Raw genomic sequence first — 18,857 nt, forward strand, 5'->3', positions numbered from 1 at the left:
ACAACGAGGAGCGGCCGAAGAAGGCATTGGGCGGACTGACACCGAGCGCCTACGCGAAGCATCTGGCATCCACTACCATCCACCCCGGACTCTAAATCGCCCCGCTACTGAAAGCGGGGGTCGTCGGTGTGACCCCCATCCTGCAGCGTGACCTGATTGGGTCAAGGCCGGGTTGTCATGCAGGCAGTTTGGCTGCAAGCAGTTCGACCTTCTCGATATTGGGCGGAGAACTGAGCAAGGTCGCGGCGTTGGCCATCAAGGCCGCGGCGATCTGGCCGTCCAGATGTGCTTGGCGACCTGCCTCATCGGCAAAGGCATCGAACACACCGAACGTCGAAGGGCCAAACTTCAATGCGAACCAGGCAGTGGTGCCGGACTCGGCGTTGGCGAGCGGCAGTGCGCTGGCCAGGAAGTCGGCAAGCGCAGCCTCCTGGCCGGGTTTGGCTTCGAGGCGAACAAACAGGGCGAGCTTGGTCATACGGTAATCCTTTGGGTAAATGGGTTAGGTGACGGGATCGATGAGCCTGCAATCTAAATCTTCATGACAGCCATCTCTATAGGCAATAATGACAACATTGATATCATTGCTGCCATGAAACTCCACATCCTTGTTTGTGATGGCGTGTTTGATCTGGGGCTTGCGGCGCTCACTGACACAGTGGGCTTAGCCAATGCGATGGCGCGCTCGCTGCCACAGGCTCCCGCGCACATAGAGCTCACGCTGGTGGGCGTGCGGCGTCGCATCCGAACTGCGCAAGGCTTGACGGTCCCCGTGGTCACTGCGCATGGTGTGCCCGAACCAGACGTCGTGCTCGTGCCAGCGTTTGGCGACAAGATGCCTGACACGCTCTCGGCTCGACTCACACGCACCGATGTGCCCGACGCGGTCGCGGCGCTACAGCAGTGGTCCACCGCTGGCGCGCACCTTGGTGCCGCTTGCTCCGGTAGTTTCTTGCTTGCAGAGAGTGGCCTGCTTGATGGGCATCGTGCGACGACGTCATGGTGGCTGGGGCCGATGTTCCGGCAGCGCTATCCGAACGTCACGCTGGACGAGTCACGCATGATCGTGAACTCGACACGCTTCACCACCGCGGGTGCCGCTTTGGCCCACGTCGACTTGGCCTTGCGCATCATCCGAGGGCGCAGTCCGGCGCTGGCTGCCCTGGTGGCACGCTATCTGCTGGTCGAGACACGCAGTTCGCAAGCCGAGTTCGTGATTCCCGACCACCTTGCGCATGCCGACCCGATGGTGGAGCGCTTCGAGTGCTGGGCCAGACGTCGGCTCGCGCAGGGGTTCTCGCTGGCCGAGGCGGCCAACGCCGCGGGCACAAGCGAGCGCACCTTGGCGCGGCGGCTGCAAAGCGTTTTGGGAAAGACACCGCTGTCGTATTTCCAGGACCTGCGCGTGGAGCATGCCGTCCATCTCTTGCGCACCGGGAACGCCAGCGTCGACCAGGTCGCCGCACAGGTCGGGTACTCGGATGGGGTGACCCTGCGGGCCCTGTTGCGCCGTAAGCTGGGCCGGGGTGTCAGGGAGTTGCGACGCGGTGGATGACCAGAGGCGTTTGGTGTATGTACGGCTGGAGAGCGCTGGCCGGTTCCACCAATCAGTCCGAAAATCCTGCTTGATCGTCCACTGCCGACGGGCGTACCGGCAGGCTTTTCGCTCCCATTCGCACTGGTTCGCAGCAACCCGCAGCGCTTCGATTCCGTACTCTTAATAGTCGTTTGATGCGGGGTACCACCCCACCACCATCCACCAAAACCCCAACCTTAGCCGGTTGGGGTTTTCTGTTTGTGGGGTGCCTCGGCGCGGGCGGCGCATGCCGCCAGGGCTCAGAGCAGTGGCGCCAGCCGCGGTTCCAGCAGGCCACGGCGCCAGCCGGCCAGTGGGCCGGTCCAGCCGCTGCCGTCCTGCAGGGCCTCCAGCACCTTGCGCGAGGCCAGCAGACCCTCGGGCAACTGCAATTCTGCCGCCAGTTTTGCCACGGCTTCCTGCAGGGCGCGAAGCTGTTTCTTGTCACGGTCGTCGCCACGGGCCAAGGGGGCTTTGGCTTCGTCGGCCAGTGGGGTGATCAACGCTTCCCACAGTGGCGTACGCAGGCTGCGCGGGGACTTCGGGTGGCCGTCCAGCAGGGCGTCGAAGCGCAGCCGGCTGTCCAGCTTCTGGCGGGCAAGGGCGACCGCCAGCTCGTTGTCGAGGATCCAGCTGCGTGGGCGGTCGCTGCTGCGCGCGTGGGCGTCGCGCCAGCGCAGCAGGCGCAGCAGCCGGCGCTGGCCCTCGGCGTCGAGGAACTGCGCGCTGCGGATCGCCAGGTGCGGCCAGCGCTCGCCGTCGTCGCTGGCGGCGTTGGCGAGCTGGCGGGCGCTGTCTTCTTCCAGCCAGGCCGCCCGCCCGTTGCCGGCCAGGCGCGCCTGCAGGTCGCGATGGAGGGCGTGCAGGTGGCGCACGTCGTCCGCCGCGTACGCCAGCTGGGCGGCGGAGAGCGGCCGGCGCAGCCAGTCGGAGCGGGTTTCGCCTTTCGCCAGTTCCACCCCGGTCACGGCCTGCACCAGCTTCTGGTAGCTGAGGCCTGCGCCCAGTCCGCACATCGCGGCGGCGGCCTGGGTGTCGAACAGCGGCGTCGGCAGGGTGCGGCAGGCGTACTGGAACGCCACCAGGTCCTCGCTGGGGCTGTGCATCAGCTTGAGCACGGCCGGGTCGGCCAGCAGCGGCGCCAGTGCTTCGCGCATGCCGGGCCGCAGCGGATCGACCAGCAGGATGTCGTCGTCGCCTTCGCCCAGCGCGATCTGCACCAGCGCCAGCTGTGGCCAGTAGGTGCGTTCGCGGATGAACTCGGTGTCCAGGCCGATGGCGGCGGGCGGGGTGGCGAGGCGCGCGCGCAGCGCGCCGGGGGTATCGATCCAATGCGTCATCCGCACATTATGCGGTTGCCGGGGGCTGGCCCATGCCCTAAGTTCGTTTCCACCGCGAATCCGCGGGTGCCGCTAGGGATGGAGCTGGAGTTTGCGCGCAGGTGTCGCCATCGTGTTGCTGGTAGTGCTGGCCGGCTGCAAGCGGGAGCCGGAGACGCCGGCGCTGGTCCTGCAGTCGGTGCCGGCGCCGGAACGGCTGCCTGCGCCGGCACTGGAGCCTGGCCGTGTCAGCATCCGCGGCGATGATGCGCTGGCCGACGTGCTGAGCTGGACACTGCCGGAGGCCGATATCGACCAGCCGGCGCGCGCCCGCGCCAGCGCGCGCCGGGCGCTGGCGAACGGCGATCTGTTCGAAACGGGCGAGTCGGCGATCCCGCTGCTGCTGGCCCTGCGGAAGCTGGAGCCGGACAACGCCCAGAACGCGCGGTTGCTGGAAAAGGCCCGCGCCGCGCTGTTGGCGCAGGCGTGGATGGCGCTGGATGCGGGCGACGACCTGGCTTCGCTGCGCTATGCCCAGCGCCACGGCACCGTGCTGCGCACGCTGTGGCCGGAACTGCCGGAAGCGAAAACCTACCTGGAGGCGGTGGATCGTGCCGGCCAGGCCTTCGACCTGTGCCTGGCGGGTGAGCGCGCGCTGCGGTCAGGCAACCTGGATGCCCCCGGCGGGGCGCTGGATCTGTTCCGCCGGGCGCAGGCGCTGTGGCCGCTGCAGGCGCGGGCCCAGCGTGGCATCGCCGCGGTCGAGTCCGCCGTGCTGATGGAAGCCCAGGCGCTGGCCGCTGGCGGGGATTTCGAGGGCGCTTACGCCGAGCTGGCGCGGGCGGGAAAGGTGCGCAATGACCCGGAGGCAGTGGCGGCCACGCGCCAGCGCATCGAAGCGATGCGTAGCGACCGGATCCGCCGGCTGAGCGATGAAGGGTTGATGGCGCTGGCCGACCCGGCCGGCCTGCAGTTCGCCCGCGAGCGGCTGGCCGAGATCCTGCGGATCGCCTTGCCCGGCACCGGCGCAGGCGTGGCGCTGCGCCAGCGCATCGACCTGGTCGGCCACTATGGGCTGTTCAGGCCGGGCCAGGTGTTCACCGACGAAATGCCTGGTGGCGGGCGGGGCCCGGCGCTCAGCGTGTTGCCGCGGGGCGGCTTCGCGATGGGCGCACCGGAAGACGAAGAGGGTGCCAGCCCGGACGAGCAGCCGCAGCACCAGGTGCGCCTGGATCGCGGCTTCGCGATGACCCGGCACGAGATCACCGTGGGCGAGTTCCGCCGTTTCGTCCAGGCCACGGGCTTCGTGCCGCGTGCCACACAGCGTGGCCACTCGCTGGCTTACGACGCTCGCAGCGGCAATTTCCTGCGCGGCAGCGGGATCGACTGGCAGTCCGGCTATGACGGTCGGCCTGCCGCAGACGACATGCCGGTCATCCACGTCACCGCGCGCGATGCCGAGGCCTACGCGGCTTGGCTGTCGGCGCAGACCGGCGCGCATTACCGCCTGCCGAGCGAGGCCGAATTCGAGTACGCGCTGCGGGCAGGCGGGCAGGCGCGCTACCCCTGGGGCGCGGGTGCCCCCCCGCCGGGCGCGGGCAATCTGGCCGGCGGCAGGGACGTGTCGGCGCGCGGCCGACGCTGGAGCAATGCCTTCCCGGGCTATGGCGACGGTTGGTGGGGGCCGGCGCCGGTGGGCAGCTTCGCGCCCAACCCTTACGGCCTGTACGACATGGTGGGCAACGTCAGCGAGTGGGTTGCCGATTGCTGGCACCGCGGATACCGGCGCGCGCCGGCCAATGGCCAAGCCTGGGTGAATCCGGGTTGCCGTACCCGCATGTACCGGGGCGGCTCGTGGGCCAGTGCGCCGGCGCAGGCACGGTCGGCCTGGCGGATGTCCGGCGGCGTCGACGCCACCAATGCGCGGGTGGGGTTCAGGCTGGTGCGGCAACTGTGAAGCAGGCGATCACGCGGCCGGGCGGGGAGCACGCTAGGCTTGCGCGCATGAGCCCAAGACGGGCCCGGAGGACAGGATGAATCGCAATCCGATTGGTACCCGCAGGGGTGGCCTGCGCATCTGGGTGCTGGTGCTGTTTGCCGGCTATGCGGCGTGGTACTGGTATTCCAACCGCAGCGTGGATGCGCTGACCGGCGAGACGGTGGTGATCGACAAGAGCATCTCGCCGGAACAGGAAACCGCCCTGGGCCTGCAGGCCTACCAGCAGGTGCTGCAGCAGGAGCGTCCGCTGCCCGCGGATGCGCAGGTGTCGCGGCAGGTCGGCGCGATCGCGCAGCGGCTGATCGCCAAGATCCCGCCGGTCTCCGATGCGCTGGCCGCCGAGAACGGGTTGCAGGCCAGCCACATCGAGAAGTCCTTCGACTGGAAGGTCACCGTGCTGGAATCGGACCAGGTCAACGCCTTCTGCCTGCCCGGCGGCAAGATGGCGGTGTACACCGGCCTGCTGCCGGTGGCGCAGAACGCCGATGCGGTGGCGGTGGTGATGGGTCACGAAATCGCCCACGCGCTGCTGCGCCACGGCGCGCAGCGGATGACCCGCGGCAAGCTGGAGCAGCTGGGGCAGATGGCCGGCGCGGCCAGCGGCATGGACCAGACCACCATGCAGGCGGTGATGCAGGCCTATGGCTACGGCAGCGCGCTGCCGTACGCGCGCAGCCAGGAAACCCAGGCCGACGAGCTGGGACTGATGCTGGCCGCGGCGGCCTGCTTCGATCCGCGTGAATCGGTACCGCTGTGGGAGCGCATGGAGCGGAAGTCGGGTGGCGGCGCGCCGCCGGAATTCGCCTCCACCCATCCCAGCGCCGGCACCCGCATCCAGCAGTTGCAGGCGCTGATGCCGAAGGCATTGGCCTACCAGGCGAAGTTCTGCGAAACGGCCGCCAGCGCCGCGCGTTGAGGCGGCGAGCCGCAGCTCGGCAGGTGCGCCCTTTGGCGTGATGCGCGCTTCCGGCGCTCATCGGCGACGCCGCAGGGTGCCGCTGGCGTATGCCCGGCCTGGGCGCGCCTGACTACAGCCACCATGCCAGCGCGAACAGTCCCAGCATCGCGAAGGCCAGCGCCAACTTCAGCGCGGTCCCCACCAGCAGGCCGACCCAGGTGCCCGCGCCCACCTTGGTGGCGTGGCCCACGCGGTGCGGATGCAGGCTGCGGTGATGCAGCAGCTCGCCCCCCAGCGCGCCTGCGAACGGGCCCAGCAGCAGGCCCGGCAGGCCGAACAGCAGGCCCAGCAGGGTGCCGATGGCCGCGCCCCACATCGCCATGCGGCTGGCACCGACGCGCTTGGCGCCATGTGCGGTGGCCCAGAAATCCACCGCTATCGACACCAGCGTCAGCACTGCCAGCACGATCAGCGCGGGCGCGCCGATGGTCTGGAAATCGCCCGCCCAGGCCGCCAGCAGCATTCCGGCGAACATCAGCGGTATGCCCGGCAACACCGGCAGCACGGTGCCCAGCAGGCCTGCCAGGACCAGCAGCCCGGCGATCAGGTAGTAGAGCGTGGCGGAATCCATGTCGGCTCGCATCGGGCAGGGCGGGGCATTGTGCCGGGTACGCGAACGGCCCGCACAGGACGGGCCGTTCGACAGCTGGGGAGGTGGAGACGGGGCGTCAGCGCAGGTAGGCCTGGCCGTTTTCGATCCGTACCCTGGCGCCCTCGCGGAAGCCGGACACGTTCGACTGGGTGACCTTCACCATGCGGCCATCGTCCATGCGCACATGCACGGTGTAACCCTCGCTGCGGTTCTTCTGGATGGCGCTGCCCGCGGCCGCGCCGGCAGCGGCGCCGGCCACCGCGGACAGGTTCTGGTTGCCCTTGCTGCCGCCGGTGTGCGCCGATACCTCATGGCCGGCGACCGCGCCGATCAGGCCGCCGATAAGGGCACCGGATGTGCCCGATGCGCCGCCGACGGTGATCTTGGTGACCGTGCCGCAGTTGCCGCAGGTATTTTCGTAGCCGCCATAGCCCGCGCTCCCGCCATAGCCTCCGCCGTAGGCGGGAGCGGTGCTGGCGCAGCCGGCGCTGGTACCCAGCGCAAGCGCCAGTGCGGCGGTGCCAAGGACGGTGTGGATGCGAACAGCCATGTTCTGTCTCCTTCAGTGCGCGGGGATCGCGGGAAATGCCGTGACAGCCCGATCCTGTGCCGCCGCGCATGAACGGCAACCCACATCCTGCGGTCGTGCGCGGCCTGCGCTCAGCAGGGGTTCACCGCCGTGCAGGCGCCGTGAAGCTGATGCCTGATCCTGCAGAAGAAGAGAAAGCCGCCCGGGGGCGGCTTTCGTCGTGTGGCGCCGGCGGCGCTGCGGTCAGCCGCGGAAGTCGCGGTGGCAGGCCTTGCAGGAGTCGCCGAGGGACTTCAGGGTGCTGGCCAGGCTCTCGCAACTGAGCGGCGGTGCGCCGATCGCCTTGTCCGCGGCAGCGCGCATGCCAGAGGCTGCGGTGCGGAAGCGCTCGTCGTCGCGCAGGCCGGGGAAGGCGGGTTCAAGGTCGTTGCCGAGCATCCGCAGGGTCTGCAGGTGCGGCAGGACGTCGGTGGCGCCGCAACGGTTCTGCTCCATCGCCGCTTTCAGCTGGCCCATGTGCCAGCCCTGCACTTCCATCAGCGAATCCGGGAAGTGGTCCTTGCGCGCATCCAGCGCACGCATCGCCATCACCGTTGCGACCATGCCGACCACCAGGCCGAGGATCAGCAGGAACAGGTAGCGACCGGCGTTGGACGAACGGGAAGTGGCAGGCTTGCCGGCGGGATCGGGATTGGACATGGCATCTCCGGGAGGATCGTTTGGAAGTGGAACAGGCGGATGGTGGCACACCGGCCAGCTTCCCGTAACCACCCGGTGCGCTGGTCCTCGGCGGGAAAGCGCACGGCGGCAGCGGGCAGCGCCGGGGCAGCCCTTACCAGCCCATATGGTGCCCGCCGTTGATGTCGAGGTTGGAGCCGGTGATCCAGCCGGCCTGGTCGTCGGCCAGGAAGCCGACGCCATAGGCGATTTCCTCCGGCGTGCCGAGCCGGCCGGTGGGGATGTCGGCAACGATCTTGGCGCGCACCTCTTCCGGCACTGCCATCACCATGTCCGTGGCGATGTAGCCCGGGCTGATGGTGTTCACCGTGATCCCGTTCCTGGCGTTCTCGCGCGCCAGCGAAATGGTGAAGCCGTGCATGCCGGCCTTCGCCGCCGCGTAGTTCGCCTGCCCGTACTGGCCCTTCAGCCCGTTGATGGAGCTGATCTGGATGATCCGCCCCCACTTGCGCTCGCGCATGCCCTCGATCACCGGGCGGGTGACGTTGAAGCAGGAGTTGAGGTTGGTGTTGATCACGTCCATCCACTGGTCGGCCTTCATCCGGTGGAAGGTACCGTCGCGGGTGATGCCGGCGTTGTTGACCAGGATGTCGATCGGGCCAAGCGTTGCCTCAACCTCGCGCACCATCGCTTCGGCCTCCTGCGGCGAGGTCACGTCGCCCTTGACGATGGTCACGTCGTAGCCGTCGGCCTTCATCCTTTCCTGCCAGGCGCGCGCCTTCTCCTCGTTGCGGTAATTGGTGGCGACCTTGTGGCCCATCTCCGCAAGCCGTTTGACAATGGCGGTGCCGATGCCGCCGGTGCCGCCGGTGACCAGTGCAACCCTGGAAGTCATGTATAGCTCCTCTTGAATGGCGGATTCCGGATGCTTCGATTCTAGGCACGGGTGACGGCGTTTGTGTTGTGCGCTGCGGCGCAAACGCGCGGGGCCCGAAGTGGGACGCGATCCGGCCGGAATGCCGCCAGCGCCCTGTCCAGGAATGCCGCCACGGAGGGGCTTGCGCCGTCGGCAAGGGGGCTCTGGCCGAGGCAGTCCCACAGCCGGCGTAGCGTCGCCAGCGGCTCGTCCACGCGCAGCGGCAGCGCGGCCTCGGACTTCGACAGTTTGCGGCCGTCCGCGCCCAGCAGCAGCGGCAGGTGCGCATGCCGCGGCGTCGGCAGGCCCAGCGCCTGCTGCAGGAGCATCTGCCGGGGGGTGGAGTCCAGCAGGTCGGCGCCGCGCACCACGTCGGTGATGCCCTGGTCGGCATCGTCCACCACCACCGCCAGCTGGTAGGCCCACAGGCCATCGCTGCGGCGCAGGACGAAGTCGCCGACCTCCAGGTCCACGCGCTGGGCCACGCGGCCATGGATGGCGTCGTCAAACGCGACGCTGCAGCCGTCCGGCACGCGCAGGCGGATGGCGGGGTCGGGACGTCGGTGGCGGGGAACGCAGCGGCGGTGGATGCCGCCCGCCGTGGCCAGCGCACTGCGGCTGCAGTGGCATTCGAACGCCGCGCCGTCCGCCAGCAGGCGATCCAGCGCGGCCTGGTAGAGGTGGCCGCGACGACTCTGGTAGGCGACCTCGCCGTCGTGGTGCAGGCCGAATGCCGCAAGCGTGTCCAGCTGCGCCTGCGCTGCCCCCGGGACTTCCCGCGGCGGGTCGATGTCTTCGATCCGCACCAGCCACTCCCCGCCGGCCTGGCGCGCCAGCAGCCAGCTGCCCAGCGCTGCCAGCAGCGAGCCGGCGTGCAGCGGTCCGCTGGGGGAGGGGGCGAAGCGGCCGCGGTAGCCAGGCCGGCTCATGCGTTCAGGTGGGTGTATTGATTTCGCACTGGCTCGTCCACACTACCCGGTGGAACCGCGCATCGGGCGCGGAAGAACCGGGATTATCCATGTTCAATCGCGTTTTCCTCTTCCTGGCGACCAACCTGGCGGTGCTGGCCCTGGTCAGCATCGTGATGTCCGTGCTCGGGGTGAACCCGAACCAGTTCGGCGGCCTGCTGATCATGGCCGCGCTGTTCGGCTTCGGCGGCTCGATCGTCTCGCTGCTGCTGTCGAAGTGGATGGCCAAGCGCAGCACCGGCGCGCAGGTCATCGCCCAGCCGCGCAACGAGGCCGAGCAGTGGCTGCTGTCCACCGTGCGCCGGCAGGCCGAGGCGGCCGGCATCGGCATGCCCGAGGTGGCGATCTACGACGCCCCCGAGATCAACGCCTTCGCCACCGGCGCCAACCGCAACAACGCGCTGGTGGCGGTATCCACCGGCCTGCTGCGAGCGATGAACCGAGACGAGGCCGAGGCGGTGTTGGCGCACGAGGTCAGCCACGTCGCCAACGGCGACATGGTGACCATGGCGCTGTTGCAGGGCGTGCTCAACACCTTCGTGATCGTGCTGGCCCGCGTGGTCGGCCGGGTGGTGGACGGGGCGATAAGCGGCAGCCGCGATGGCGATGCGCCGGGCTTCGGCTACTACATCATCGTGTTCGTGCTGGAGATGGTGTTCGGGCTGTTCGCTTCGATGATCGCGATGTGGTTCTCGCGCCATCGCGAGTTCCGCGCCGATGCCGGCGGTGCGTCGCTGGCCGGCCGCCACAAGATGATCGCCGCGCTGGAGCGGTTGGCGCAGACCCACGGCGCCAGCACCCTCCCCAAGCAGGTGGCGGCGTTCGGCATCAGCGGCGGCATGAGCGGCCTGCTGCGCAGCCATCCGCCGCTGGAGGACCGCATCGCGGCGCTGCGCCGGGCCGGCTGATCCGGGAAATCCGCAACGCACCGCAGGAAGCCCGCCGTCCGGCGGGCTTCGTGGTTCTCAGGCGTCGAACTCGTAGTTCATGTCGGGGCCGGCGATGGCCAGGAAGTTGCCCTCGACGTAGTCGATGCCCTGCGAGAACAGGATGCTCATGCTGGCGGCGTCCTGCACGAACTCGGCGATGCTCTGGATGCCCAGGTCGCGCGCCTTCTGCGCCAGTTCGCGCACCCGGTTCTGGTTGTTCGGGTTCTTCGACAGGTCTTCCATGAAGCTGCGGTCGATCTTGACGAAGCCCGGGGTGAAGTGGGACAGCAGCTGGAACGAGTCCAGCCCGGCGCCGAACTGCTCCAGCACCAGCTTGCAACCCAAGCTGCCGATCGCGGCGGCGAAATCCTGGGTGGCGCGCAGATTGATGAATACCTTCGATTCCGGCACCTGCAGGAGCAGTGCATCGCCCGGCACGCCGTGCGCGGCCAGCTGCTCGGCGATGTAGGCGGGCAGGCTGGGATCCTGCAGCGAGGCCTGGGTGATCTTCACCAGCAGCGTCACCGGCTTGCCGGCGCGCGCGCGCGCGCCGAGCACCGAAATGGCATGGCCGATCACCCAGCGGTCGATCTGCCCCAGCAGTCCGTGCTCCTCGGCGATCGGCAGGAAGTTCATCGGGGTGATGGTCTCGCCGGTGCCCGATTCCAGCCGCAGATAGCTTTCGTACATAGCCCGCGGCTCGCCCAGCAGGTGGATGATCGGCTGGTAGTGCAGCAGGAAGCGGTCGTTGGCCAGGGCATCGTGCAGGCGCTCCACCCAGGCCTGGATGCGTTCCTCCTCGGCGCGATCGGTGGCGCTGGGATCGAACACTTCGGCATGGTTGCCGCCCGCCCCCAGCGACGACTGCAGGCACTGGCTGGCCTTGGCCAGCACCTGGGTGACGCTGGCGATCTTCTCGCCGATCTGCACGCCGCCAATGCTGGCGGTGATGCTGCTGGAGCTGCCGCCGACCTCGAACACGCGCGCCGCGAACGCCGCGATGATGCGCTCGGCAAGTGCGGCGGTGCGGGCATGGTCGCCGCGGGCCAGCACCGCGAAGCTGTGCTCGCTGAAGCGTGCCGCGTGGGCGCTGCCGTCGGCCAGCTGCTCGCCGACCACCTGGCGGATGCAGTCGGCGATCGCCGCCAGCAGGTCGTCGGCGCTGTCCAGGCCGATCTCCTGCAGGATGCGCTGGTAGTTGTCGGGCTCCAGCAGCAGCAGCCCGTACTGGGCGCGCTGCTGGGCGGCATCGGCCACCGCGTCTTCGAGCACGCGCAGGAAGGTGGGGCGGTTTAGCAGGCCGGTGCTCTGGTCGCGCTGGCGCAGCTCCTCGACCTCGCGCGCCAGCTCCGGGTCCACCTCGGCGGCCTGGTGGCGGAAGATCACCTGCTGGCAGGCCTCCCCCTGGTACTGCGCGGCGGTGAACTCCATCACCGCCGGGAACTCGTTGCCGTCGGCGTCGTGTGCGGTCAGTTCGTAGCGCGGCGGCGCTTCCTCGCCCTTGGACAGGCTCTTGAGCAGCGCCTTGAACGCGGTCACGTCGCCGGGGGCCACCAGGTCGAGCAGCGACATCCCCTCGATGTCCTCGAACGATTCGAAACCGAACATCTCCAGGTAGGCCTGGTTGGCGCGGATGTGCATGCCCTCGTGGATGTAGGCGATGGGCTCGCGCGAGGAGTCGATCAGCATGTCGCAGCGGCGCTGGGTCTCGCGCATCTGCGCTTCCAGCCGGCGCTGGGTGCGGCGGGCCTCCAGCGCCTGCCACTCGGTCTGCACGGTCTTCAGGAACTGCTGCGGGCGGTCGCGCAGGGCGACCGCCTGCGCGCCCAGCGCCTGCACGTTCTCCAGGATGTCGTCGCTGATGCCGTCCAGCGTGGCCAGCAACGGCACATCGCGGCCGCAGCCGATGACCGCCTTGGCCACCTGTTCGAACGGCAGCAGCGCGGCGGCGTAGTCGGCCAGCACCATGTCGACCGGCTGCTGGGCCAGCATCCCGACCATTTCGTCCAGCGACTCCGGGCGCAGCGGGCGCACCGCGGTCCCGGCGTTGCGCAGGCGGCTGACCAAGGCCTCGGCCTCATTGACCAGATCGGCCACCAGCATCAGTCGCAGCGCAATATCTTTGCCTGTGGCCATGCGGAAGGTCTTGCGGTGTTCGTTGCCGACAGGCTACATCATCCTGCCGCGGCTGTAGCCCCCCGCAGCAGCGGGGTCTTGCCCGGCTGGCCGGCGATTTCGCGGACCAGCCTCGGCACCAGGTAGCCCGGCAGGCGCGCCGCCAGCGCCGCATGCAGGGCCAGTGCGGTGGCGTCTTCGACCTCGAAGTGGGCCGCGCCGGCGACGCGGTCCAGCTGGTGCAGGTAGTAGGGCAGCACGCCGGCTTCGTGACCGCGCTCGCACAAATCGGCCAGCGCCCCGACCGAGTCGTTGACCCCGCGCAGCAGCACCGCCTGGTTGAGCAGGGTGGCGCCGGCTGCCCGCAATGCCGCCATCGCGGCATCGACCGACGGGTCGAATTCATTGGCGTGGTTGGCGTGGACGACCACCGCGACCGGCCAGGGCAGGCCGCGCAGCCACGCCAGCAGGCCCCCATCCACCCGCTCCGGCAGCACGATCGGCAGGCGGGTGTGGATGCGCAGTCGACGGATGTGCGGGATGCCGCGCAGCGCGTCGGTCAGTTCGGCCAGCTTGTGGTCGGCCAGCGACAGCGGGTCGCCGCCGGACAGGATCACCTCGTGGATGGACGGATCGCAGGCAATCAGCGCGACCGCCTCGCGCCAGCCGGCCGCTGCCGCGGTGTCCTCGGCATAGGGGTAGTGGCGGCGGAAGCAGTACCGGCAGTTCACCGCGCAGCTGCCGGTGGCGATCAGCAGGGCGCGGCCGTTGTATTTCTGGATGACCCCATGGCCGCTGCGGGCGGCAGCGTCGCCCACCGCGTCCAGGCCGAAGCCGGCGACCACCCGGTCCTCGTCCAGCACCGGCAGCACCTGCCGCAGCAGCGGGTCGTGCGGATCGCCGGGGCGCATCCGCGCCACGAAGCCGCGCGGCACGCGCAGCGGGAACTGCCGGGCCGCGGCCTCTGGCAGGCCGTCGGCCAGGGCGTCCAGGCCCAGCATCGCCAGCAGCTGGCGTGGGTCGCGCACGGCGTCGCGCCAGAGCGCCTGCCAGCGCTGCGGCTCGCCCTGCTGCAATGGGGTAGGGGCTGCGGGTATCATGTCGGGCTGCAATAAAACCGTTCCGGTCGCGCCGGAATCCTCGCCAAACCCACAGTTTAGCCGCCCCGACGGGTGGCCCCAAGGAGTACCCATGGCCAGCCTGGGCATGAACGACGTCAAGAACGGACAGAAGATCCTGGTCAACAACGAGCCCTGCATCATCACCGAGACCGACTATGTGAAGCCGGGCAAGGGTCAGGCGTTCACCCGCGTGCGCTACCGCATGATCCGCTCCGGCCGGGTGCAGGAAATCACCATGAAGTCCACCGACTCGGTCGAAGCCGCCGACGTCGTCGACACCGACATGCAGTACCTCTACAGCGACGGCGAGTACTGGCACTTCATGAACCAGGAGTCGTTCGAGCAGGTGCAGGCCGACAAGGCCGGCGTCGGCGATGCCGCCAAGTGGCTGAAGGGCGAGGAGCTGTGCGTGGTCACCCTGTTCAACGGCAGTCCGATCCAGGTCACCCCGCCGAACTTCGTCGAACTGAAGATCGTCGAGACCGACCCGGGCGTGCGCGGCGACACCTCGGGCGGCGGCGGCAAGCCGGCTACCCTCGAGACCGGCGCGGTGGTGCGCGTGCCGCTGTTCGTCGGCCAGGACGAGATCATCAAGGTCGACACCCGCAGCGGCGAATACGTCTCGCGCGTGAAATGACGCACCGGCCCGTCCGCGCCGGGCGCGGGCGGGTCCTGCTTTCCAAAGGAACGACATGACCGAACGCGCGCCGCAGCCCTGCGACCTGCTGATCGAAGCCGGCTGGGTGGTGCCGGTCGTCCCGCACGGCGTGGTCCTGGAGGACCACGCCGTCGCCGTTTCCGCCGGCGCCATCGTGGCGGTGCTGCCGACCGCCGAGGCGCGCGCGCGCTTCACGGCGAAGGAAACCGTGTCGCGCCCGGACGCGGCGCTGATCCCGGGCCTGGTCAACGCCCACACCCACAACCCGATGACGCTGCTGCGCGGGATCGCCGACGACCTGCCGCTGATGACCTGGCTGCGCGAGCACATCTGGCCGGTGGAAGCGGCGGTGATCGGGCCGGAGTTCGTGGCCGACGGCATGGCGCTGTCGATCGCCGAGATGCTGCGCGGCGGCACCACTTGCGCCAACGAGAACTACTTCTTCCCGGACGTGCAGGCCGGCGTCTACAAGAAGTACGGGTTCCGCGCGCTGGTCGGCGCGGTGATCATCGACTTCCCCAGCGCCTGGGCATCGAGCGACGACGAATACTTCGATCGCGCCTGCGAGTTGCACGATGCCTGGCGGGGCGATCCGCTGGTCGGCACCGCGTTCGCGCCGCACGCGCCGTACACGGTGAATGACGCCAACTTCGAGCGCGTGCGGATGCTGTCCGACCAGCTCGATGTGCCGGTGCACCTGCACACCCACGAGACCGCGCAGGAAGTCGCCGACTCGATCCAGTTGCACGGCCAGCGCCCGCTGGCGCGGCTGGACCGGCTGGGCCTGGTCAACGACCGCCTGATCGCCGTGCACATGACCCAGCTGACCGAGGCCGAGATCCACCTGTGCGCCGAGCGCGGCGTCAGCGTGGTGCACTGTCCGGAGTCCAACCTCAAGCTGGCCTCGGGCTTCTGCCCCGCCTGCGCGCTGCTGAAGGCGGGCGTGAACCTGGCCATCGGCACCGACGGCTGCGCCAGCAACAACGACCTCGACATGTTCGGCGAGACGCGTACCGCGGCGCTGCTGGGCAAGGCGGTGGCCAGCGATGCCGCCGGCTTCTCGGCCTTCGAAGCGCTGCACGCGGCGACGCTGGGCGGCGCCCGGGCGCTGGGTTTCGGCGACCGCGTCGGCTCGATCGAGCCCGGCAAGCAGGCCGACCTGGTCTGCGTCGACCTGTCGCAGCTTGAAACCCAGCCGCTGCACCATGTGGCTTCGCAGCTGGTCTATGCCGCCGGCCGCCAGCAGGTCAGCGACGTCTGGATCGCCGGCGTGGCCAAGCTGCGCCAGCGCGTGCTGGTGGACATGGACATCGATGCCATCGTCGCCAACGCCAGGCAGTGGCGGCAGCGCATTGCCGCGATCCAACGATGATTTTCTCCCCGCAGGGATACGCAGGACGCCATCCATGACCGCAACCGCCCAGACCAACTTCCACCAGGCCGAACTGGACAAGTTCGATGAGCTTGCGCAGCGCTGGTGGGACCCGGACGGCCCGCAGAAGGCGCTGCATGCGCTGAACCCTGCGCGGCTGGCCTACGTGGCCGAACGCGCCGCCCTGCGCGATGCCGCCGTGCTGGACGTGGGCTGCGGCGGCGGCCTGCTCAGCGAAGCGCTGGCCAAGGCCGGCGCGCGCGTCACTGCCGTCGACCTGGCCCCGAACCTGCTCAAGGTCGCGCGGCTGCACGGCCTGGAATCGGGGGTGAAGGTCGAATACCGGCAGCTGGCGGTGGAAGCCTTGGCCGAAGAGGCCCCGGCGTCGTTCGACGTGATTACCTGCATGGAAATGCTGGAGCACGTGCCCGATCCGGCTTCCATCGTGCGCGCCTGCGCAACCCTGCTGAAGCCGGGCGGGCGCCTGTACCTGTCCACGCTCAACCGCACCCCGGCCGCGTTCGCGCTGGCGATCGTCGGCGCGGAATACATCGCGCGACTGCTGCCGAAGGGCACCCACCAGTACCGCGACTTCATCAAGCCTTCCGAGCTGGCGGGGCTGCTGCGCGAGACCGGGCTGGCGCTGGAGGACGTCAGCGGCCTGATGTACGAGCCGTGGCGCAACGCCGCGCGGCTGGTGCGGCGCACCGACGTCAACTACCTGGCCTGCGCGCGCAAGCCGGAATGAGCGCGGTGTTTCCGAAGGTGGTGCTGTTCGACCTCGACGGCACCCTGCTCGACAGCGCGCCGGACATGGTGGTTACCGTCAACCGCATGCGCGCGGCGCGGGGCCACGGCCCGATGGCCCTGGAGGCCCTGCGGCCGCACGTTTCCAAAGGCTCGAGGGCGATGAGCGCGGCCGCATTCCCGGAACTGGGCGGCGAGGTGCCTGGCGGGATGATCCGCGAGTTCCTCGACATCTACGAGCAGGTGCTGGGCAGCCACAGCGTGCTGTTCGACGGGGTGGCGGAGCTGCTGGCGGCGATCGAGGGCGCCGGCAGCCGCTGGGGCATCGTCACCAACAAGCCGGAATACCTGGCCCGGCAAGTGCTGCCGGGACTGGGCTGGGAGGCGCGTTGCGCGGTCCTGATCGGCGGGGACACCCTCGCCGAGCGCAAACCGCATCCGCTGCCGCTGCTGCACGCCGCCAGGGAACTGGGTGCGGCCATCGGCGACTGCGTGTACGTCGGCGACGACCGCCGCGACATCGACGCTGCCCGGGCCGCCGGCATGCGTTCGGTGGTGGCGCTGTGGGGATACCGTCCGGACGGCGACGAGCCGGCAGAGTGGGGCGGCGACCTGATGGTGGAAACGCCCCGCGCGCTGCTGGGCGGGATCCCGAGCGCGTGATGCCGGCGCGGGCTTGCGCGCCGGCAGCACCTACACTGTGCCCATGACCGACAGCAGCGCTCTCGACAGTTTCCTCGCCAAATGGCAGGCGCAGTGGCCGGAGTGGGCGGTGGCCGAAGTGTTCCTGCCCCCGCCGCAGCGCCAGCGCGCGCGCGCCTGGCTGGCCCTGCGGGGCGAGCTGACCGAGGCCGCCTGGGGCGGCGATGACCCGACCCCCGGCGCGGCCAAGCTGGGCTGGTGGGAAGAGGAACTGGCGGGTTGGTCGCGCGGCGCGCGCCGGCATCCGCTGGGGCTGGCCCTGCAGAAGCTGCCGCTGGACTGGCCGCTGCTGGCGGCCGGCATCCCCGCACTGCGCGCCAGCCGCAGCCCGGAGGGCGATCGCGAGCAAAGCCTGCGCGGGCTCGCGCCGTTTGCCCGCGCGCAGGCAGTGCTGTCGGCGCAGCTGTTCGAGACCATGCCGCCCGCTTCCACGCAGCCCATGGCCGAAGCGCTGCTCGCCGAATGGGTGCTGCACCTGCCAGGGCGCGGCGTGCCGGCAGCCGGCACCGATGTGCCCAGTCTGCTGGCGCTGCCCCGGCTGCGCGAAGCGCCTCGCGCCGAACGCATCCATGCCGGACTGGTGCGGGCGCGGCTGGCGCGCGCGGCCAGCGGCCCGCTGTCGGCGCCGGTCGCCCTGCTGGCGTCCTGGCGCGCCGCCCGCGGCTGATCCCAGCCCGGCGGATCGCCCCCGGATGCACCAGAGCGTTGCGCGGGCGCTCATTCCCGCACCGGTACAATGTCGCGATGCACAAGACCGTCTCCCCCGCCCCCTTGCCCGATGTCGCCTTCGACGCGGTGGCCCTTGCGCGCCCGCTGGACTGGGTGGGGATGGACGGCATGGCCCTGCCGATCCGCCTGGCCGGCGACGGCGGCGCGCCGCTGCTGGTGGCGGCCAGCGTGGATGTCGCCGTCAACCTCCGCGATCCGGCCGCCCGCGGCATCCACATGTCGCGCCTGTACCTGCAGCTGCAGGAAGGTCTTGCCAATGAAACCCTGGGCGCGCCTTCGCTGCGGCGGCTGCTGGATGCCTGCATCACCTCGCAGAAGGGCCTGGCCGAGCGCGCGCGCCTGCGCCTGCGGTTCGACCATCTGCTGCTGCGTCGCGCCCTGCTGAGCGACAACGCCGGCTGGAAGCGCTATCCGGTGGAGGTGGAGGCCGAGCTTGCCGAAGGCCACCTGCGGCTGAAGCTGGGCTTCTCGGTGGAGTATTCCAGCACCTGCCCGGCGTCGGCCGCGCTGTCTCGGCAGGCCAATGCCCGCCGGTTTGTCGAGGACTTCGCTGGTCCGCAGCCGCTTTCGGTGGACGCGGTGCACGACTGGTTGGCCGGCGAGCGCGGCCTGGCCGCCACTCCGCATGCACAGCGCAGCCGGGCCGACGTCCGGGTTGAGCTGCGGCCTGCCTTCGACGAGCTGCCGCTGGCATCGCTGGTGGACGCACTGGAAGCCGCGCTGGGCACGCCCGTGCAGACCGCGGTCAAGCGCGAGGACGAGCAGGCGTTCGCGCAGGCCAATGCCGCCAACCTGATGTTCTGCGAGGACGCCGCGCGGCGGGTGTCCTCGGTACTGGCTGCCGACGCGCGGGTCGCAGCGTGGAGCGCTCGCGTGGCCCATTTCGAGAGCCTGCATCCGCACGATGCGGTGGCCAGCGTGAGCGGCAGGAACGCCTGAGCGACGGGCC

At 69.8% G+C, this 18,857-nt stretch carries 19 protein-coding genes; 10 read left to right on the forward strand and 9 right to left on the reverse strand.

All coding sequences use genetic code 11. The features are described from left to right. Positions 1–175 precede the first annotated feature (175 nt). Positions 176–478 (reverse strand): antibiotic biosynthesis monooxygenase, encoded by a 303-nt coding sequence (locus SPK54_RS12020; RefSeq protein ID WP_330948127.1) that lies wholly within the window; start codon positions 476–478, stop codon positions 176–178. A gap of 114 nt (positions 479–592) precedes the next feature. Here SPK54_RS12020 and SPK54_RS12025 point away from each other — a divergent pair, with 114 nt between their 5' ends. After that, entirely contained in the window at positions 593–1,555 is a 963-nt protein-coding gene (locus SPK54_RS12025) for a helix-turn-helix domain-containing protein (RefSeq protein WP_330948128.1), read from the forward strand. Positions 1,556–1,836: 281 nt separating this feature from the next. On the opposite strand, the gene rnd is transcribed toward SPK54_RS12025, so the two are convergent. Continuing rightward, a complete protein-coding gene (rnd, locus tag SPK54_RS12030) occupies positions 1,837–2,916 on the reverse strand; it encodes a ribonuclease D (RefSeq protein WP_330948129.1) in 1,080 nt (359 codons plus the stop codon). A 91-nt stretch (positions 2,917–3,007) separates the two neighbouring features. Here rnd and SPK54_RS12035 point away from each other — a divergent pair, with 91 nt between their 5' ends. Continuing rightward, a complete protein-coding gene (locus SPK54_RS12035) occupies positions 3,008–4,852 on the forward strand; it encodes a formylglycine-generating enzyme family protein (RefSeq protein WP_330948130.1) in 1,845 nt (614 codons plus the stop codon). Positions 4,853–4,928: 76 nt separating this feature from the next. Next, positions 4,929–5,810, forward strand: coding sequence for a M48 family metallopeptidase (locus SPK54_RS12040; protein WP_330948131.1), 882 nt, complete (start codon positions 4,929–4,931; stop codon positions 5,808–5,810). 112 nt (positions 5,811–5,922) lie between these two features. Here SPK54_RS12040 and SPK54_RS12045 read toward each other — a convergent pair whose 3' ends face one another. The 5 genes from SPK54_RS12045 to gluQRS form a co-directional block, all read right to left on the reverse strand. Next, positions 5,923–6,423 carry a DUF456 domain-containing protein gene (locus SPK54_RS12045; protein ID WP_330948132.1) on the reverse strand — a complete coding sequence of 167 codons (501 nt, stop codon included), beginning with the start codon at positions 6,421–6,423 and terminating at the stop codon, positions 5,923–5,925. Positions 6,424–6,520: 97 nt separating this feature from the next. Beyond that, the gene (locus SPK54_RS12050) at positions 6,521–6,994 is read right to left on the reverse strand and encodes a glycine zipper 2TM domain-containing protein (RefSeq protein ID WP_330948133.1); all 474 of its coding nucleotides are present in this window, start codon (positions 6,992–6,994) and stop codon (positions 6,521–6,523) included. Positions 6,995–7,216: 222 nt separating this feature from the next. Beyond that, positions 7,217–7,672, reverse strand: a complete 456-nt coding sequence (locus SPK54_RS12055) for a hypothetical protein (protein ID WP_330948134.1) — start codon at positions 7,670–7,672, stop codon at positions 7,217–7,219. 133 nt (positions 7,673–7,805) lie between these two features. Continuing rightward, positions 7,806–8,546, reverse strand: coding sequence for an acetoacetyl-CoA reductase (gene phbB, locus SPK54_RS12060; protein WP_330948135.1), 741 nt, complete (start codon positions 8,544–8,546; stop codon positions 7,806–7,808). Positions 8,547–8,587: 41 nt separating this feature from the next. After that, a complete protein-coding gene (gene gluQRS, locus SPK54_RS12065; protein ID WP_330948136.1) occupies positions 8,588–9,496 on the reverse strand; it encodes a tRNA glutamyl-Q(34) synthetase GluQRS in 909 nt (302 codons plus the stop codon). 89 nt (positions 9,497–9,585) lie between these two features. Here gluQRS and htpX point away from each other — a divergent pair, with 89 nt between their 5' ends. Next, positions 9,586–10,443 carry a protease HtpX gene (htpX, locus tag SPK54_RS12070; protein ID WP_330948137.1) on the forward strand — a complete coding sequence of 286 codons (858 nt, stop codon included), beginning with the start codon at positions 9,586–9,588 and terminating at the stop codon, positions 10,441–10,443. Between the two features lie 57 nt (positions 10,444–10,500). Here htpX and SPK54_RS12075 read toward each other — a convergent pair whose 3' ends face one another. Together SPK54_RS12075 and epmB are read right to left on the reverse strand one after the other, a co-directional pair. Beyond that, complete coding sequence (locus SPK54_RS12075) at positions 10,501–12,600, reverse strand: bifunctional diguanylate cyclase/phosphodiesterase (protein ID WP_330948138.1); 2,100 nt, start codon at positions 12,598–12,600, stop codon at positions 10,501–10,503. A gap of 38 nt (positions 12,601–12,638) precedes the next feature. Further along, complete coding sequence (epmB, locus tag SPK54_RS12080; RefSeq protein WP_330948139.1) at positions 12,639–13,679, reverse strand: EF-P beta-lysylation protein EpmB; 1,041 nt, start codon at positions 13,677–13,679, stop codon at positions 12,639–12,641. A 91-nt stretch (positions 13,680–13,770) separates the two neighbouring features. On the opposite strand from epmB, the gene efp reads away from it, so the two are divergent. The 6 genes from efp (at position 13,771) to folE2 (ending at position 18,847) form a co-directional block, all read left to right on the forward strand. After that, positions 13,771–14,337 (forward strand): elongation factor P, encoded by a 567-nt coding sequence (efp, locus tag SPK54_RS12085; protein ID WP_330948140.1) that lies wholly within the window; start codon positions 13,771–13,773, stop codon positions 14,335–14,337. Between the two features lie 55 nt (positions 14,338–14,392). Further along, on the forward strand, positions 14,393–15,730 hold the full coding sequence (locus tag SPK54_RS12090; protein WP_330948141.1) for a TRZ/ATZ family hydrolase: 1,338 nt from the start codon (positions 14,393–14,395) through the stop codon (positions 15,728–15,730). A 34-nt stretch (positions 15,731–15,764) separates the two neighbouring features. Further along, a complete protein-coding gene (gene ubiG / locus SPK54_RS12095) occupies positions 15,765–16,478 on the forward strand; it encodes a bifunctional 2-polyprenyl-6-hydroxyphenol methylase/3-demethylubiquinol 3-O-methyltransferase UbiG (protein ID WP_330948142.1) in 714 nt (237 codons plus the stop codon). Next, a complete protein-coding gene (gene gph / locus SPK54_RS12100) occupies positions 16,475–17,140 on the forward strand; it encodes a phosphoglycolate phosphatase (RefSeq protein ID WP_330948143.1) in 666 nt (221 codons plus the stop codon). Before ubiG ends, gph begins: the two co-directional genes overlap by 4 nt. Positions 17,141–17,183: 43 nt before the next feature. Then, entirely contained in the window at positions 17,184–17,846 is a 663-nt protein-coding gene (locus SPK54_RS12105; RefSeq protein WP_330948144.1) for a phytoene/squalene synthase family protein, read from the forward strand. A 77-nt stretch (positions 17,847–17,923) separates the two neighbouring features. Beyond that, the gene (gene folE2 / locus SPK54_RS12110; protein ID WP_330948145.1) at positions 17,924–18,847 is read left to right on the forward strand and encodes a GTP cyclohydrolase FolE2; all 924 of its coding nucleotides are present in this window, start codon (positions 17,924–17,926) and stop codon (positions 18,845–18,847) included. The last annotated feature ends 10 nt before the right edge of the window (positions 18,848–18,857 follow it).

Origin of the sequence: Thermomonas sp. LB-4 (genome assembly GCF_036409385.1) — a bacterium.
Classification (GTDB): Bacteria; Pseudomonadota; Gammaproteobacteria; order Xanthomonadales; family Xanthomonadaceae; genus Thermomonas.